Source organism: Mycobacterium sp. smrl_JER01 (assembly GCF_048513595.2).
Taxonomy (GTDB): Bacteria; Actinomycetota; Actinomycetes; order Mycobacteriales; family Mycobacteriaceae; genus Mycobacterium.
The window spans coordinates 166,373-182,647 of record NZ_JBLXXK020000001.1 but is presented as its reverse complement, the minus strand read 5'-3'; the positions used below and the strand labels follow the sequence as shown (position 1 = coordinate 182,647).

The 16,275-nt window shown below is 69.5% G+C and carries 16 protein-coding genes; 8 read left to right on the top strand and 8 right to left on the bottom strand.

Annotation, left to right across the window (positions count from 1 at the left end; genetic code table 11):
• Positions 1-21 precede the first annotated feature (21 nt).
• The 5 genes from ACNUDN_RS00915 to ACNUDN_RS00895 all read left to right on the top strand — a co-directional run bounded on the left by ACNUDN_RS00915 (position 22) and on the right by ACNUDN_RS00895 (position 5,789).
• Positions 22-1,500 carry an aminotransferase class I/II-fold pyridoxal phosphate-dependent enzyme gene (locus ACNUDN_RS00915; RefSeq protein ID WP_498450143.1) on the top strand — a complete coding sequence of 493 codons (1,479 nt, stop codon included), beginning with the start codon at positions 22-24 and terminating at the stop codon, positions 1,498-1,500.
• A gap of 133 nt (positions 1,501-1,633) precedes the next feature.
• On the top strand, positions 1,634-2,302 hold the full coding sequence (locus ACNUDN_RS00910; RefSeq protein ID WP_419120197.1) for a phosphodiesterase: 669 nt from the start codon (positions 1,634-1,636) through the stop codon (positions 2,300-2,302).
• A gap of 14 nt (positions 2,303-2,316) precedes the next feature.
• Positions 2,317-3,696, top strand: a complete 1,380-nt coding sequence (locus ACNUDN_RS00905) for a cytochrome P450 (protein WP_419120196.1) — start codon at positions 2,317-2,319, stop codon at positions 3,694-3,696.
• A gap of 72 nt (positions 3,697-3,768) precedes the next feature.
• On the top strand, positions 3,769-4,989 hold the full coding sequence (locus tag ACNUDN_RS00900; RefSeq protein ID WP_419124955.1) for an acyl-CoA dehydrogenase family protein: 1,221 nt from the start codon (positions 3,769-3,771) through the stop codon (positions 4,987-4,989).
• The gene (locus ACNUDN_RS00895; RefSeq protein WP_419120195.1) at positions 4,989-5,789 is read left to right on the top strand and encodes a tyrosine-protein phosphatase; all 801 of its coding nucleotides are present in this window, start codon (positions 4,989-4,991) and stop codon (positions 5,787-5,789) included. The genes ACNUDN_RS00900 and ACNUDN_RS00895 overlap by 1 nt, the downstream gene beginning before the upstream one ends.
• Positions 5,790-5,845: 56 nt before the next feature.
• On the opposite strand, the gene ACNUDN_RS00890 is transcribed toward ACNUDN_RS00895, so the two are convergent.
• The 8 genes from ACNUDN_RS00890 to ACNUDN_RS00855 all read right to left on the bottom strand — a co-directional run bounded on the left by ACNUDN_RS00890 (position 5,846) and on the right by ACNUDN_RS00855 (position 12,873).
• On the bottom strand, positions 5,846-6,328 hold the full coding sequence (locus tag ACNUDN_RS00890; protein ID WP_419120194.1) for a DUF456 domain-containing protein: 483 nt from the start codon (positions 6,326-6,328) through the stop codon (positions 5,846-5,848).
• Positions 6,329-6,344: 16 nt separating this feature from the next.
• A complete protein-coding gene (locus tag ACNUDN_RS00885; protein WP_419120193.1) occupies positions 6,345-7,076 on the bottom strand; it encodes a methyltransferase domain-containing protein in 732 nt (243 codons plus the stop codon).
• Between the two features lie 20 nt (positions 7,077-7,096).
• Positions 7,097-7,795 (bottom strand): haloacid dehalogenase type II, encoded by a 699-nt coding sequence (locus ACNUDN_RS00880; protein WP_419120192.1) that lies wholly within the window; start codon positions 7,793-7,795, stop codon positions 7,097-7,099.
• Complete coding sequence (locus ACNUDN_RS00875) at positions 7,792-8,757, bottom strand: NADPH:quinone oxidoreductase family protein (protein WP_419120191.1); 966 nt, start codon at positions 8,755-8,757, stop codon at positions 7,792-7,794. Before ACNUDN_RS00875 ends, ACNUDN_RS00880 begins: the two co-directional genes overlap by 4 nt.
• A complete protein-coding gene (locus ACNUDN_RS00870) occupies positions 8,758-9,621 on the bottom strand; it encodes an SDR family oxidoreductase (protein WP_419120190.1) in 864 nt (287 codons plus the stop codon). It lies immediately after the preceding gene.
• A gap of 74 nt (positions 9,622-9,695) precedes the next feature.
• A complete protein-coding gene (locus tag ACNUDN_RS00865; protein WP_419120189.1) occupies positions 9,696-11,111 on the bottom strand; it encodes an aldehyde dehydrogenase family protein in 1,416 nt (471 codons plus the stop codon).
• A 76-nt stretch (positions 11,112-11,187) separates the two neighbouring features.
• Positions 11,188-12,117 (bottom strand): class I SAM-dependent methyltransferase, encoded by a 930-nt coding sequence (locus ACNUDN_RS00860; protein WP_419120188.1) that lies wholly within the window; start codon positions 12,115-12,117, stop codon positions 11,188-11,190.
• Positions 12,118-12,237: 120 nt separating this feature from the next.
• On the bottom strand, positions 12,238-12,873 hold the full coding sequence (locus tag ACNUDN_RS00855) for a TetR/AcrR family transcriptional regulator (protein WP_419120187.1): 636 nt from the start codon (positions 12,871-12,873) through the stop codon (positions 12,238-12,240).
• Between the two features lie 167 nt (positions 12,874-13,040).
• Here ACNUDN_RS00855 and ACNUDN_RS00850 point away from each other — a divergent pair, with 167 nt between their 5' ends.
• From ACNUDN_RS00850 to ACNUDN_RS00840, 3 genes are read left to right on the top strand one after another with little or no spacing between them, the layout of a single operon-like run.
• Positions 13,041-13,607: a TetR/AcrR family transcriptional regulator gene (locus ACNUDN_RS00850; RefSeq protein WP_419120186.1), complete on the top strand. Its 567-nt coding sequence runs from the start codon at positions 13,041-13,043 to the stop codon at positions 13,605-13,607.
• A complete protein-coding gene (locus tag ACNUDN_RS00845; protein WP_419120185.1) occupies positions 13,600-14,121 on the top strand; it encodes a hypothetical protein in 522 nt (173 codons plus the stop codon). The genes ACNUDN_RS00850 and ACNUDN_RS00845 overlap by 8 nt, the downstream gene beginning before the upstream one ends.
• Complete coding sequence (locus ACNUDN_RS00840; protein WP_419120184.1) at positions 14,121-16,274, top strand: FUSC family protein; 2,154 nt, start codon at positions 14,121-14,123, stop codon at positions 16,272-16,274. Before ACNUDN_RS00845 ends, ACNUDN_RS00840 begins: the two co-directional genes overlap by 1 nt.
• Position 16,275: the final 1 nt, after the last annotated feature.

The window sequence follows — 16,275 nt, the reverse complement described above, 5'->3', positions numbered from 1 at the left end:
AGCGACGCGTTTGGCGGGCAGATGAGCGGGAACGCCGACCGGGTGGATCAGTCACAGGCACCGATGTTGGACGCGCTGGCCGACTACCACCGGCTCCAGCGCTACGGTTTCACACCGCCGGGCCATCGGCAGGGCCGCGGCGTCGACGAACGCGTTGCGGCCGTGCTCGGCGCCGAGGCGTTTCGCAGCGATGTGCTGGCCAGCGGCGGGCTCGACGACCGCCGGATGCGCGGCGGGTTCCTGTCCACCGCCGAGGATCTGATGGCCGACGCCGTGGGCGCCGACGTCGCCTACTTCTCCACCTGCGGCAGCTCGCTGTCGGTGAAGGCCGCGATGATGGCGGTCGCCGGCGGCGGTGACGGTCTGCTGGTCACCCGTGACAGCCACAAGTCGATCGTCGCGGGACTGATTTTCGGCGGTCTGCAGCCGCGGTGGATCACGCCGCAATGGGACGCCGCCCGCCATCTGTCCCATCCCCCGTCGCCCCAGCAGGTCGAGGACGCGTGGCAGCGCCACCCGGATGCCGACGGCGCCCTCATCGTCAGCCCGAGCCCCTACGGCACCTGCGCCGACCTCAGCGGTATCGCCGAGGTATGCCACCGGCGCGGCAAACCGCTCATCGTGGACGAAGCGTGGGGTGCGCACCTGCCGTTTCACCGCGAGCTGCCGACCTGGGCGATGGACGCCGGCGCCGACGTGTGCGTGGTCAGCGTGCACAAGATGGGCATGGGATTCGAGCAGGGCTCGGTGTTCCATGTACAGGGCGATCTGATCGACCGGGACCGGTTGGCGGCGTGCGCCGACCTGCTGATGACGACCAGCCCGAACGTGCTGGTGTATTCGGCCATCGACGGTTGGCGCCGCCAGATGGCCGAACGGGGTCCGGTGCTCCTGGGTGACGCCTTGGAGCTGGCCCGCACGGTCCGCGCCACCGTCGATGATCTGCCCGAGGTCACCGTGATGGACGAGGAACTACTCGGTGCGCAGGCTTCGCATGACCTGGACCGGCTGCAGGTCCTGATCGACGTCTCGGCTACCGGCACCACCGGGTACCAGGCACACGATTGGCTGCGGGAGAACTGCCGGGTCGATGTCGGTATGAGCGATCACCGGCGCATCCTGGCCACCCTGTCGACCGCCGACGACAGCGCGAGCGCGGCCAGGCTGCTCGACGCGTTGCAGGCCTGGCGTTCGGCGGCCGACGATTTCACCCGCCCGCCACCGGTCACACTGCCCGCACCGGGTGACATCGAGCTGGAGACGGTGATGCTGCCGCGCGACGCGTTCTTCGGCAGGACCGAGATGGTGCCCGCCGAGCGGGCCGCCGGCCGCATCGCGGCCGAGCAGATCACGCCCTACCCACCGGGGATCCCCGCCGCGATACCCGGGGAGCGTCTCACTGGAACGGTCATCGAGTACCTGCGTTCGGGTATCGACGCCGGGATGAACGTCCCCGACCCGGCCGACCCGTCGCTGGAGCGTTTCCGGGTCACCGCCTGAATCGACGTCACCGCCTGAATCGACGTCACCGCCTGAATCGACGTCACCGCCTGAATCGACGTCACCGCCTGAATCGACACTGAGAAGTGCCGCCCGGTCGTTTCATCGCCCCGGAACCGGGCAGACAGAGCTGGTGAGCATTTCTGAGCTGACCACACTCCCGCTCCGCGCCGGGGCCGCCGTGCGCGACAAGCGGTTCTTCCATCCCGTGGGCGTGCTGTGCGGCGGCACGGTGACCCGCCTGGCCCCCGCCGGGGAAGGTCTGCCCCTGATATCGGGCGACGTCGTCGGGCGGGTCTCGAAAGGGGCGGGTACCCCCGGTGCACTGCCGGACTTCGCCGGCCTGGCATGGCGGATGCCTGGTGATGCGGACGGGCCGCAGCCGTGGGACGTGCTGACGGTCTCGTCGGCCGCGCGTGTCGCGCTGCGGCCGGTGCGATCGTGGTCTGCCGCGCAGTACTCGACGCTGATGCCCCTGGGCTACCGCGGAGGCGTGTACTGGTTGCGCGCCCGGCTGCGCACCCCTGTCGAGGGCGGCGGGCTGTCCTTGGACCCGATCGTCGAACAGCTGCGCACCGGCACCGTCGAGTTCGTGATCGAACAGGCCTACGGCCCTGGGCCGTTCACGAACCTGGCCACCGTGGCCTTCGACCGCCGGCTGTGCGACGACGACCCCGGATGCGATCAGCCGTTCGATCCCACCGTGCGCAGCGGTACCGAGGTGACCCTGCTGCCCCGGTGGCTGACCTCCCTGCGGCGCGCCGCGTACCGCAACAGCCGACGGGGACGGGGTGCCGAATGACGGGGCAAGCGAGGGTGACTCGGCTCAGAGAGGCCTCGACCGGGGCCCCGGCCGTCGCCGAAGCAGCGCGGTTGACCGGGGCCGATGCGCTGCTCGCACTCGCCGATCTGGGATTGCCGTCGATCGCGGCCGGTCCGATCGCGCGCCGCAAGCGGGTGGTCGGACTGCTCGATCGGTGGGACGCCGACGCCCGCGGCGTCCGGCGGCTGCAGAGCCTGCGTCGACGTTTCGGTGCGGGCCCGGTGGAGATCGCGATCCCGGGTCGACGCATCGTGGTGCCGCTGGATCCCGGCGACGTCGCGGATGTGCTTGAACAGAGCCCGTATCCGTTCGATCCGGCCAGCTGGGAGAAGCGCCGGGCGCTGGCGCAGTTCCAGCCGAACGCCGTGTTGATCTCGCGCGGCGACATCCGGGCCAAACGGCGTCAGGTCAACGAAGCAGCGCTGGACGCCGGCGCCGAGCTGCACCGGCTGGCCGGCCCGATGCAGGCTGCCGTCGACGACGAGGCCGCGCTGTTCGCCGCCCGAGCACTCGACGCCGGGACTTTCGACTCGGCACAGTTCGTCGTCGCCTGGTGGCGGCTGGTGCGCCGCGTCGTCCTGGGCGCAGCCGCACGTGACGACGACGCCGTCACCGACGATCTGTGGCGGCTGCGTTCCGCCGGGAACTGGTCCTTTCTGAGCCGTCCGCATCCGCGTCGCCGCGAACGCTTCGTCGCACGTCTGTACCGCTACGCCGAGAACCCCGATCCCAACAGCCTGCTCGATGCGTTGGCGTCGGTGCCGGCGGCGGGCGCGGTGGACCCGATCGGGCAGGTGCCGCACTGGCTGTTCGCCTTCGACGCCGCGGGCATGGCGGCGCTGCGGGCCGCGGCGCTGCTGAGCACCCATCCGGAGGTGGCGGCCGACAGCGAGATCGACGATCCCGATCAGGTCCGGGTGCGCCCGCAGCTGCGCGCGGCGGTACTGGAGTCGATCCGCCTGTGGCCGACGACCCCGGCGATCCTGCGCGAGATCGTCGCTCCGACGACCTGGCACGAAGGCAGCGCCGGTGAACTGACGGTCGCGCCGCCGGCGACCGTGCTGATCCCGGTTCCGGCGTTTCACCGCGACCCGGAGCTGCTGCCGTTCGCCGACCGGTTCGCCCCCGAGGTGTGGCTGGACGGACGTGCCGCGCAGCACCCGCAGCTGGTGCCGTTCAGCGCCGGTCCGGCCGGATGCCCGGGCCGCGACCTGGTGCTGTTCGTGACCAGCGCTCTGCTGGCCGCTCTACTTGCCCGGCTGGACCTCACCCTCAAATCGGGTGGACCCCTGCGCCCGGATCGGCCGTTGCCTGCGACGCTCAACCCGTTCGGTCTGGAGTTTCGCGCCGCCCGTGCCGCGGTTTCGGCCTGACGGATGCGCTCATGATCAGGCGGTGGACCTCGCCGTTTACCCGTGTCCTATCGTGGCGGCATGGACTTCGCGATGTCCGCCAAGGCGGCCGACTACCACCAGCGGTTGACCGACTTCATGATCGAGTTCGTGTTCCCGGCCGAGGAGTCGTATCACCGCTATCGCGCCGAGGCCGGGCCGGACGACCATACGGTTCCCCCGGTGGTCGAGGAGCTCAAGAAGCTGGCCCGCGAGCGCGGATTGTGGAACCTGTTCCTGCCCGCGGAGTCCGGGCTTTCGAACCTGGAGTACGCGCCGCTGGCCGAGCTCACCGGCTGGAGCATGGAGATCGCCCCCGAGGTCACCAACTGCGCTGCCCCCGACACCGGCAATATGGAGACGCTGCATCTGTTCGCCACCGAGGAGCAGCGCGCGCGGTGGCTGGAACCCTTGCTGGCCGGTGAGATCCGTAGCGCTTTCGCCATGACCGAACCGGCCGTGGCGTCCAGCGACGCCCGCAACATCGAGACCACGATGCTGCGCGACGGGGACGACTATGTCATCAACGGCCGCAAGTGGTGGATCACCGGCGCAGCCGACCCCCGCTGCACGATTCTGATCGTGATGGGGCGCACCAACCCCGACGCCGCCAGCCATCGGCAGCAGTCGATGATCCTGGTGCCCACCGCCACCCCCGGGGTGTCGATCGAGCGGTCGCTGCCGGTGTTCGGGTGGCAGGACCAGCACGGGCACTGCGAGATCACCTTCGACAATGTGCGGGTGCCGGCGTCGAACCTGCTCGACGAGGAAGGCAGCGGTTTCGCCATCGCGCAGGCGCGGCTGGGGCCGGGCCGCATCCACCACTGCATGCGCGCCCTCGGCGCGGCCGAGCGGGCGCTCGCGCTGATGACCGACCGCGTGCAGAAACGAGTGGCGTTCGGTAAACCCCTGGCCGAGCAGGGCGTCGTCCGTGAGTCGATCGCCAAGTCGCGCAACGAGATCGAACAGGCCAGGTTGTTGTGCCACAAGGCCGCCTGGACCATCGACCAGCAGGGCAACAAGAGCAAGGACGCCCAGCTGCTGGTGGCCCAGATCAAGGCGGTCGCCCCGCAGGTGGCCTGCGACGTGATCGACCGCGCGATCCAGGTGCACGGCGGCGCCGGGGTCAGCGACGACTTCCCGTTGGCGCGGTTGTACAGCTGGCACCGGGCGATGCGGCTGTTCGACGGCCCCGACGAGGTGCACATGCGCACCATTGCGCGCGCCGAGCTCGGCAGGGAGAAGTCCCCTCTGGTGCGGGCGGTGACGGGGTAGTGCCGTTCTCCGGCGGCGAGCTCTCCGGGGCGTGGAACTTCCGCGACGTGTCCGACCAGACCGGCATCGCGCCGGGACGGTTCTTCCGCGCCAGTGAGCTGTCGAAGCTCGACGACACCGGCCGGGCCTCGCTGGCCGGCTTCGGGGTCACCGACGTCGCCGACCTGCGGACGGCACGCGAGCTGGAGCGCCACGGACCGGGTCTGGTGCCGGCCGGCGTCGAAATCCACCACCTGCCGTTCGTCGAGACCATGGCAGCGGACGGTGAGTCCCCGCACGAGCACGCGTTTCAACGGATGATGACCGACAAACCCGAGGACGAACCCGTCGCGGTGGCTGCGGCGCGGTACATGACCGAGGAGTACGCCCGGATCGCCGCGGCGCCGTTGGCACAGCGCGCCGTACACCGGGTCGTGACGCTGCTCGGGTCGGAGCGGGCTGTGCTCGCGCACTGCTTCGCCGGCAAGGACCGCACCGGTTTCACCATCGCCGTGGTGTTGGAGGCCGCCGGTGTCGACCGCGACGCCATCATGACCGATTACCTGCGCAGCAACGTCGCCGTTCCGCAGCTGCGCGAGAGCATCCTCGCCACCATCCGCGAACGCGCGGCTGACGCTCCGGAGATCATGGAACTCGCCGAGGCGCGCCTGACCGACGCGGTACTCGGGGTCCGCGAGGAGTACCTGGACACGGCGCGCCGCACGCTGGACTCCGAATTCGGTTCACTGACCGGCTATCTGGAGGCGGCCGGGGTGAACGACGACGACGTCCGGCGGCTCCGCCAGGCCCTTCACGGCTGAGCCTGGCGCCGGACACCCGCCCCCGGGTCGCCCGGGGTTCCGTGTCCGCTGACCGGTCAGGTCAGCACCACCCCCACCACCCAGGCGACGGTGGCCAGCAGGGCCCCGGTGAACTCGACGCCGACGGACAGGGCGACACCTTTGAGCGCATGCCAGGTCGAGGCCCAGGCCCGGGTCACCTCCCGTCGGATCCCCAGCTCGGCCGCGAACACCCCGGCCACGAACCCGATCAGCAGCCCGATCACCGGGATGACGAAAAAGCCGACGACTCCGGCGATTCCGCCGACCACGAGCACCGAGGTACGCACGTCGGCCTGGCGCATCCGCTTGACCGGCCAGGTGTATTTGATGATCTGCGATACGACGAACAAGGCCACCGCGATGCCGAACACCACCCACGACACCGCGGTGTTCACCACGAACGCCCACACGCCGATCGCGCTGATCACCAAGATGCTGCCGGGCAGGATCGGCACGACGATGCCGACCAGGCCGATCGCGATCGCCAGGGCGACCAGGACAATGCCGCCGATGCTCACCGGGCGAGCCTACGGGTCAGGGCTTCTTGCCGCGCACCCATTGGATGGTGCCGATGCTCTTGGTCCGCACGCCGGCCAGGCCGAGGCTTTCGAAACTGTCGCCCAGTTCGTCGTCCTCGAAGACGTGTACGCCGGCATTGGGCAGGTACCGCATCGGTGCGGCCGCCGGGCCTGCGGTCGGCACCATCACCGCGATGCGGCGACCGGAGCGCAGCACCCGCACCATCTCGGCCAGCGCCACCGAGGGCTCCGGGATCAGTTGCAGCATCGCGATCGACACCACCGCGTCGACCGACTCATCGCGCAACGGCAGCTGCCGGGCGTCGGCGCGCAGGAACCCGACATTCGGCCCCGATTCGGCACGCACGGCGCGCGCCAGCATCGGCTCCGAGATGTCGACCCCGAGCGCCAGTCCACCGGGGCCGACGGCCCGCCCGAGTGCGGCGGTGACGTTGCCCGGCCCGCTTCCGACATCGAGCGCGGTGCCGCCGACGGGCAGGTTGAGCCACCCGGTCGGCTCCTGCCAGGCGGTCATCACGCGGCGCACAACCGCCTGGGCGTTGTCGTAGAACAGTGACCCGAATCGTGACGCCCACAGCGCCTGCACCGTGCCGGTGTTGCGGTCCGGCGTCGTCTGCTCACCGAGCAGATCGAGATAGCCCTTGCTGACGTCGGGGTTCTCCGGCGGATCGGCGAGCAGCCGTTCGGCCATGCGCAACGCGGGCGGCAGCGGGGTGGCTCGAGTCATGACACCACGCTACGCGCGGGTCAGGCGCCGAGCTGATCTGCCAGGTCAGAGAAATCGTCTGCTGTCAGGTCGAATTCGCCCGCAGCCGGTTCGGCCGGCCGACGATCCGGCCCGAACTCGTCCGGACGGTGAACGAACGCCGTCCCCAGACCGACGACGCGGGCCGCGCGCAGGTCGCTGGGGTGCGCGGCGACCAACATCAGCTCACCGGGTGCGACGTCCAGGATCTTCGCGCAGCCCCGGTAGGTCTGCGGGTCCGGCTTGTAGTGCCCGAAGATCTCCGCCGACAGCACACAGTCCCACGGCAGATCCGCGTGCTTGGCCATGTTGGTCAGCAGCGACACGTTGCCGTTCGACAGTGTGGTGAGGACGAAGCGCCGCTTGAGCCGGGTCAGTCCGGCGACCGCGTCGGGCCATGGGTCCAGCCGGTGCCAGGCCCGGTTGAGCTCGTCGACCTCGGTGCCCGCGACGGTGATGTCGGCGGCGTCGAGCAGCTCGACCAGCCGGGAGCGGTGCAGATCGTCGAGACGCGTCCACGGCAACTCGCCGCGGCGTACCCGGTCCATCGCCGGGACATACCCGGCGCGCCAGTCGTCGGCAAAGCGTGGCCAGTCCGCGGTGACGCCGTTGCGACGGCCGAACTCGGTGAGCTCGCGGATGACGCTCGAACGCCAGTCCACCACGGTGCCGAAGACATCGAAGGCCAGCGCGCGAATCACCCGGTCTCCAGCACCAGTTTCCCGTTGACGGCCCCTTCGGCGAAGCGCTGCAACGCCGCGGCCCCGTCGGACAGCGGAAACCGAACCGGGGCAGGAGGTCTGAGCCCGTTGTCGATCAGTCCCGCCAGCGCGGCACCGACCTCGGCCTGCGCCCCGGGGGTTCGGTTGACGAATTCGCCCCACCCGACACCGACCACGCTGACGTTGCGCAGCAGCAACCGGTTGACCTTCACGGTCGGGATGCCGCCGGCGGCGAAGCCGATCACCAGCAGCCTACCCTCGGTGGCCAGGGCGCGGATGGCATCGTCGAACGCAGGCCCGCCGATCGGGTCGACGACCAGGTCGACGCCGCGGCCGCCTGTCTCGGCCTTGACCGCCTCGAGCCAACCGTCGGTCAGCGGCAGCACCATATCGGCACCCAGCGACTCCACGAACTCGGTCGCCGACGGGCGATGCACCATCGCGATGACCTTGGCTCCCAGCGCCTTCGCGATCTGTATCGATGCCGTCCCGATCCCGCCGCCGGAGCCGAGCACCAGCACCGTCTCACCGGCCCGCAGCCCGCCACGGCGGTGCAACGCGAAGTGCATCGTGTAGTAGTTGCCCAGCAGGCAGACCGCCGACCCGTCGTCGAGCGCCGGGTGGGTCGGCACCACGCCGGTCACCGGCACCGCGACGCGTTCGGCCCAGGCGCCGAGCAGACTGAAACCCGAGACACGCTGTCCGGTAACAAATCCCGAGCCGTCTGGGGCGGAATGGACGGTACCGGCGACCTCCACTCCGGGAACGAACGGTGCAGGCACCTTCATCTGGTACTCGCCGCGGAGCATCAGCAGGTCGGGAAAGCAGACGCCGGCGGCACCGACGTCGACGATGACGGCGTCAGTGCCGTCCGGGTCGTCGACGTCGGTGTAGGTCAGCCCGGCTGGACCTGTGAGCTCTTGTGCAACAAGTGCTTTCATCTAGCCGAGAGTGAAGGTGGCCCGCTCGGCCGCCGACAGGTCGGTGATCTCACCCCACTTGGATGCGATGTCGTCGACCGACGGCACCTCGCTGAACGTCACTCCGCTGTTCTGGAACAACGCGACCCGCTGCACTTTGCCACCGCCCACGATGAACACCGAGGCGGTTTCGGGCACCTCTTCGGTGCACAGGTAAGCCACGATCGGTGCGACGTACTCCGGGGTGAGCTTCTCGAACACCTCCGGCGGCAGGATGTCCTGCGTCATGCGGGTGGCCGCGATCGGGGCGACGGCGTTGGCCTTGATGTTGTACTTGGCGCCTTCCTGGGCCAGCGTGTTAATCAGGCCGACCAGGCCGAGCTTGGCGGCACCGTAGTTGGCCTGGCCGAAGTTGCCGAACAGCCCACTGGTGGAGGTGGCGACCACGACACGCCCGAAACCGTTCTCGCGGAAGTGCGGCCAGGCGGCACGGATGACGTTGTAGCCGCCGTACAGGTGCACTTTGAGCACGGCGTCCCAGTTACCGAACTCCATCTTGTGGAATGTGCCGTCACGCAGGATGCCGGCGTTGCTCACCACACCGTCGACCTTGCCGAACTCGTCGACGGCGGTCTTGATGATGTTGGCGGCCGCCTCCGGCTCGGCCACCGAGTCGTAGTTGGCGACCGCACGGCCGCCGGCGTCCCGGATCTCCTTGACCACCTCGTCGGCCATCGCGGACCCCGAACCGGTGCCGTCGCGCGCTCCGCCGAGGTCGTTGACCACGACGCTGGCGCCTTCCCGCGCGAGCGTCAGCGCGTACTCGCGCCCCAGTCCACCTCCGGCACCCGTGACGACGATGACACGATCCTGCACTCCTGGCACTGATGTTCCTCTCTTAAGGGGTCCCGTCCGGCTCAAACTATCGTCCCGGGGCGCTGCGCTGTTGCCTGCGGGGGTCAGAACAACTTGCGCGCCAGCTTCCACGCCTTCGCGGTGTATGGCGGGTAGATCATCGCGCCGAGGTCGGGTCGGGTCGGCTTGGTCAGCACCGACTTACGGTGGCTGAACTCCTCGAAGCCGAACTTTCCGTGGTAGGCCCCGAGCCCGGATGGCCCGACACCCCCGAACGGCAGTTTGTGGGTGGCGAAGTGGAAGATCAGGTGGTTGACCACCATGCCGCCGGCGGGCACCTCCCTGATCACCCGCTCGCGAACCGCCTTGGCCTTGGTGAACAGGTAGGCGGCCAGCGGTTTGGGCCGGGAGTTGACGAAAGAGATTGCCTCGTCCAGGTTTTGCACGGTCATGACCGGAAGGATGGGTCCGAAGATCTCATCGGTCATCAGCGGCTCGGCCGGGTCGGGATCGACCACGACGGTGGGTGCGATCCTCATGGCGGCTGCGTCGGAGCCACCGCCGACGGCGACCTTGCCCTTGGTCGCCGCCAGTGCGTTGGCAAGCCGGTTGAAATGCCGCTCGTTGACGATCTTCTTGCCTGCGGCGTTGCCGGCCTCGAACGTGTCGATCGCGGTGCGGATGCTCTCGACGAGCTTGTCGCGGATCGGGGCCTCGGCGAGAACGTAGTCCGGCGCGATGCAGATCTGGCCCGAGTTGATCAGCTTGGTCCAGGCGATGCGCTTGGCGGCGACCTCGATATCGGCGTCGGCGGCCACGATGACCGGGCTCTTACCGCCGAGCTCGAGGGTGACGGGTGTGAGGTGGGCGGCGGCGGCCTCGTACACGCGGCGGCCTACCTCGGTGCCTCCGGTGAAGATCAGGTGGTCGAAGCCCTGGGCGATGAGTTCCTGGCTGACCGCGCCGTCGCCCTCGATGACCGCGACCGCGTCGTTGTCCAGGTAGCGCGGCACCAGCTCGGCCATCAGCGCCGACGATGCGGGCGCGACCTCAGAAGGCTTGAGCACCACGGTGTTTCCCGCGGCGAGGGCGCCGACTGCCGGCCCCAGCGTGAGCGCGAACGGGAAGTTCCAGGCGCCGATGATCAGGACGGTGCCGTAGGGCTCGTACTCCACCCACCCCCGGCCGGGCAGCTGTGACATCTCCAGCATGCGGTAGCGGCGCTTCATCCACTTTCCGACGTTCTTGGCCGCGTAGGCCGCCTCGCCGCTGGTGCTGGCGACGTCGGCCAACCACGCCTCGAACGGCGAGCGGCCCAGGTCCTTGTCTAGGGCGTCGGCGATCGCGCTTTCGTTCTCGGTCATCAGCCGCTCAAGGGCATGCAACTGCTCCTTGCGCCATTGGACGCTGCGGGTGCGCCCGGTGGCGAACGTGGCGCGCAGCTTGCCGACAACGGCCGGGATGTCGGTGCCGGTGGGGGCCGGGGCGGCCTGAGCAGGTGCGACGGATTCGGTGGTCATGATGGGGTTCCTTCCTGACCTCGGGTATCCGCATCGTAACCAACCATCCGGTTGGTGAACAGGAGTGCGCCTGGGCTCAGGGCTTCACTGCGGTGGTGAACGTGGAGAAGGACTGCTCGTCGGCGTCGGCGATGTCGATGAGGCGGTTCAGCCGCCGCATCTCGTCTCGCGACGCCGTCTCCTCGGCGGCCCAGCCGTGGGCGGACAGCCACTGCGCGACGTTCGCGCGGTGGGGATCTTCGTAGGTGAGTTCGGTGATGTCCATCGGTTCCACCCCGAGCTGGGCGGTGATCGCGGCGAACCGGTCCCGCATGCGTTCGCGGCGGTCCTGGTCGTGGACGCCCATCGATTCCGCCGCGATCCTGCTGCCCTGCGCACTCAGCTCGGTGATCTGTGCGAACAACCGGTCCTGGGCGTCTGCAGGTAGGTACATCAGCAGACCCTCGGCCAGCCATGCGGTGGGCCGGCCGGCGTCGAACCCGGCCTCGGTGAGCGCGGTCGGCCAGTCCTGCCGGAGGTCGATCGGCACCTCGCGGCGCTGCGCGGTCGGCTGGGCGTCATGTGCGGCCAGGGTCGCGGCCTTGTACTCCAGGACCAGGGGTTGGTCGATCTCGTACACGGTGGTGGCGGCCGGCCACGGGAGCCGGAACGCGCGGGAGTCCAGGCCGGAGGCCAGGATGACGATCTGGCGGATGCCCGCCTCGACGGCGGCGGCGAAGAACGCATCGAAGAAGTGCGTCCGCACGGCCTGATAGTTCTTCATGTGCACCAGCAGCTGACCGATCTCGGGATCGGACTCGTTCACCCGGGCCAGGAACTCCTCGTCCCCGATGTACTGCCAGGTTCCTGCGCCGGCCCCGGCCACCAGGGGTTTGGCGTATGGGTCGGTGATCAGCGGGTCGGGTCGATCGGTCTCGGAGGCGCGGGCGGCGGCGACCATGACAGCGGTGGCCCCGACGCTGGAGGCGATGTCCCAGCTGTCGTCGTCGGTACGTGATGAACTCATGGCGGGCTCTTTCGATCAGATGCGGTGCAGCTGCGGTATGCATCGACAGGCTATCCACGCGGCAGACGTCCCCGGTGTGGCGTACACCACAATGGGCGCCGCGCATAGTCGCCCCGAGGGCTACTCGCTGAGGTTCCAGAGCTTGTTGGCCAACAGCAGTTCCAGCTTGTGCACGACGGCGCCGAGTTCGCTGCGGTCGCCCACGAAGCCGGCGTAGAAGCCCATCCCCCACACCACGGCCACCAACATCTCGACCAGATGGTCGACGTCGGTGTCGGCGCTGAGCTCACCGCGCGTGACGGCATCGTTGACAGCCCAGGACACGAAGGCCCGGGAGTTCTTCATCGCGTCGTGCTCGTCGGTGCCGAGTTCGGGGTGGCGCTGGGCTTCCAGCACCGACGTCACCAGGAACGCGGCCGCGGAACGATCCTCGGATTCGGACTGGGTGGCGACCGACAGGAATGCCGACAGCCGCTCGATCAACGTCGTATGTTCCTGCGCCCGGGCGATGCCCACGCTAACTACCGAAGCGTTGGTCTGCTCGACCACCTCGCCCCACAGCACCCGTTTGCTGGAGAAGTAGTGGTTGATGGCGGGCCGGGTGAGATCGGCCCGCACTGCGATCGCCTGGAACGTCGCCGCGTCGTAGCCGAGTTCGCTGAAGACTTCGCGAGCGGCATGCACAATGCGCTCCCGCGTTTCAGCGGCCTTCGCTGCGGGGGGACGCCCTGGACCTCGACTCGCCGTGTACGGCACGTTGAAATTGTGCCACACGTCACCGGACCCTCCGTCACGCATCCGTGCGCCGACACCCGACGGTGACCTTTCAGCAAATGGCCTCGGGCGAGCGATCTCGGCGCCGGCCGAGGCTGGGGGGTGCAAATCCGGTCGGCGCCGGGGACGGCGAACTAGGGTTTTCGTCCATGGGGGCTGTGGCATCGCGAGAGTCGTTTTTCGACGCCGGCCTCGACGTGCTGTCCGACCTCGGGTACGGCGGACTCAAGCTCGCGGAGGTGTGTGAGCGGCTCGGTGTCACCACCGGATCCTTCTATCACTACTTTCCGAACTGGCCGGCGTACACCCGTCACCTGGTCGCGCATTGGCACGAGGGGAGGACGATTGCGATTGCCGAGGCGGTCCGGACCGAGCCGGATCCCCGCGTACGTATCGAAAGTCTGATCCGTGCGGGTCTGACGCTGCCGCACGGGGCGGAGGCGGCGATCCGGGTGTGGAGTGCCCTGGATCCACACGTGCGCTCGGTGCAGGAGGCGGTCGACCGGCAGCGTTTCGACATCGTCTACGAGTCCGCGCTGGAGATTCTGCAGAACGCGCGCCAAGCCGAATTGTTCGCCGCCTGGGCGGTGTACCTGCTGGTCGGCTACGAACAGGCGAATCTGCCGCCCGACACCGCCGGTCTGCGGTGGATCGTCGGCCAACTGCTGGAGGCCCTGGACTCGGGCCGGTTCACCTCGGTACCCGGCGATGGGTGACTCCGCCCGGGCCGAGGTCGACGAGGCCGCCACCGGCCACGTCGTCGCGATGCTTCGCGAACGCCTCTACGGCGCGATCTCGTGCCTGGCCACCCTGGTGGTGCTGACGCGCTATACCGGGGACGACACCAGTGGCTGGGCGCGGATGCTCGATGTCGCGGTGACCATGGGCGGCCTGTGGGCGGCCAGCCTGCTCGCCGACTGGGTCGCTCATCTGAGCGTGCACGAACGCGCCCCTCGCGGCGCGGAGCTGTGGCGGATGTTGCAGGCGTCCGGGCAGATCCTGCAGGCCAGCCTGCTGCCGCTGCTGGCGCTGGGCAGCGCGACCTTGGGCCTGCTGGACACCGACGACGCGATGTGGGTCGCCAAGTGGATCCTGGTCGCCGAGCTCGGGCTGATCGCGCTGCTGGCGGTGCGCAGGACGCGGCTGCCGATCTGGCAGCAAATAGTGACCGTTGTCTTACTCACCGGGGTCGGTCTCCTTGTCATCGGAGTCAAGGTGCTCGCGCACTGATGACGGGGGTTCGGCGCGAGCTGCACGGTCGCCTCATGCGGCGCGTCGCTCGGCGCGACCCCGACAACGACGCGCTGCGCCGGGCGCTGCGGGCCGCGATCGTCGTGCCCTCGGCCGCCGCGGTGAGTTTCGCCTTCGCCGACAGTGGCGCACAGACCCCGTTGTTCACCATCTTCGGTTCGGTCGCCCTGCTGGTGTTCTCCGACTTTCCGGGCAACCGTCAGAACCGGGCGGTCGCCTACGCCGGACTCGCGTTCAACGGATTCGTCCTCATCACCCTGGGCACGCTGGTCGCACCGCACCCTTGGCCGGCGGTGATCGCGATGTTCGTCCTCGGGGTGGTGGTCACGTTCTCCGGTGTCCTCAGCGAGACGGTGGCCGCGGGCCAGCGCGCGACGCTGCTGACGTTCGTCCTGCCTGCCTGCACTCCGCCCGGCCCGGTCGGTGAACGCCTGCTCGGCTGGGCCATCGCGTTGGCCGTGTGCGTCCCCGCGGCGCTGTTCCTGTTTCCGCCGCGCCACCACGGGCAACTGCGCCGCCGGGCGGCGCGGGCCTGCAGCACATTGGCCGACCGTCTCGACGGCTCCGCGACGGCTGACGACGTCAACCGCGCGATGGATGCGCTGCGGGTGACGTTCCTCGGCGCCGACTTCCGGCCGGTCGGGCTCACCGCGGGCAGCCGGGCGCTGGTCCGGGTGGTCGACGATCTGGAGTGGGTGGCCGACCGGGTCGGTCCGGGCACCGGCGTCACGTTGCGCGACAAGGATGCGGTGGTGCGGGTGTTGCGGTCCGCGGCCACGGTGCTGCGGATCTCCCGACCGGCCGACCGGGCGCCGGCGCGCACCGAACTGGACCGGGCGCTGCTCGCGCTGCGCACCGTGGCTCGGGGACGCTGGCGGGAGGATCTCGATGAGATCCTCAGTGCACCCGACGACGAGCAGGCGGTCGAGCTGGGCCGGGATCTGCTGCGGCGGCGCACCATCGCAGCGACGATCGGTGCGACCGGCCGCATCATCGCCGCCGCCGCGGCGGCCGACGCCCGCCCGGTGTGGGCGCGGGCACTGGGCCGACGGCTTCCTCCCACCGGCGCCTCGGATCGGCTGCTGCCCGAGACGGTTGCCGCCGCCCAGATCACCTCGGGGTTTCTGGAGAACCGGTCGGTGGCGGTGCGCAACAGCCTGCGCACCGGGCTGGGTCTCGCCCTCGCGGTGGCGGTCACCCATCTGTTTCCGGTCGAACACGGCTTCTGGGTGGTGCTCGGCGCGCTGTCGGTGCTGCGCAGCAGCGCGTTGACCACCGGCACGCGGGTGTGGCGCGCGGTGATCGGCACGGCGATCGGGTTCCTGCTGGGTGCGGTGCTGATCAGCCTGGTCGGGGTGGACCCGGTGGTGTTGTGGGCGCTGATGCCGCTGGTGGTGTTCGGTTCGGCGTATGTGCCGGAGATCGCGTCGTTCACCGCGGCCCAGGCGGCGTTCACGATGATGGTGTTGATCTCGTTCAACCTGATCGTCCCCACCGGATGGCAGGTCGGGCTGATTCGCGTCGAGGATGTCGTGGTGGGTGCCCTGGTCGGCGTGGCGGTGTCGATGCTGCTGTGGCCGCGCGGAGCGACCGCCTCGGTGACCCGCGCGCTCGACTCGGCCCGCACCACCTTCGCCCAGTACCTGCGGGCAGCGGTCCTGCGCATCACCCGGGGCGCATTCGAGGAGCGCACCGACGAGGTGGCCCGGCTGAGCCACGATGCACTGGCGGCTTCTCGCGTGATCGACGACGCGGTCCGGCAGTACCTGTCGGAGAGCAGCGGCGAGACCGACTTCCGCGCGCCGGTGGTGCGGTCCTTCCACCGCGCCATCCGGCTGCGGGGCGCCGCGGACCTGGTCGCCGACATTCCCACTCCCCCGCCGCTGGGCTCCTACCCGAACGTGCGGGCGGTGGTGGAGGAGCATGCCGAGATGATCTGCGCCCGGGTGGCGGGCCGACTGGACCCGGACCACCCGTGGACGCCGATCAGCGAGGACTTCGTCCGCGCGTTGCGGTCGGAGGCGCGCTCGGATGATCTGGGGGTGTCCGCGGCGCTGCCCCTGCTCACGGCCGCGGCGGTGCTCGGTGAGCTGGAGTTGGTCTATCCGCACCCGGCCGCCACGACCGCGTGAG

What these genes read in the sequence shown, in the direction of transcription:
- ACNUDN_RS00915 (WP_498450143.1), top strand. Translation starts at nt 22, where the DNA reads ATGAGCGGGAACGCCGACCGGGTGGATCAGTCACAGGCACCGATGTTG.
- ACNUDN_RS00900 (WP_419124955.1), top strand. Translation starts at nt 3,769, where the DNA reads ATGTCCGCCAAGGCGGCCGACTACCACCAGCGGTTGACCGACTTCATG.
- ACNUDN_RS00885 (WP_419120193.1), bottom strand. Translation starts at nt 7,076, where the DNA reads ATGACTCGAGCCACCCCGCTGCCGCCCGCGTTGCGCATGGCCGAACGG.
- ACNUDN_RS00875 (WP_419120191.1), bottom strand. Translation starts at nt 8,757, where the DNA reads ATGAAAGCACTTGTTGCACAAGAGCTCACAGGTCCAGCCGGGCTGACC.
- ACNUDN_RS00865 (WP_419120189.1), bottom strand. Translation starts at nt 11,111, where the DNA reads ATGACCACCGAATCCGTCGCACCTGCTCAGGCCGCCCCGGCCCCCACC.
- ACNUDN_RS00860 (WP_419120188.1), bottom strand. Translation starts at nt 12,117, where the DNA reads ATGAGTTCATCACGTACCGACGACGACAGCTGGGACATCGCCTCCAGC.
- ACNUDN_RS00850 (WP_419120186.1), top strand. Translation starts at nt 13,041, where the DNA reads ATGGGGGCTGTGGCATCGCGAGAGTCGTTTTTCGACGCCGGCCTCGAC.
- ACNUDN_RS00845 (WP_419120185.1), top strand. Translation starts at nt 13,600, where the DNA reads ATGGGTGACTCCGCCCGGGCCGAGGTCGACGAGGCCGCCACCGGCCAC.
- ACNUDN_RS00840 (WP_419120184.1), top strand. Translation starts at nt 14,121, where the DNA reads ATGACGGGGGTTCGGCGCGAGCTGCACGGTCGCCTCATGCGGCGCGTC.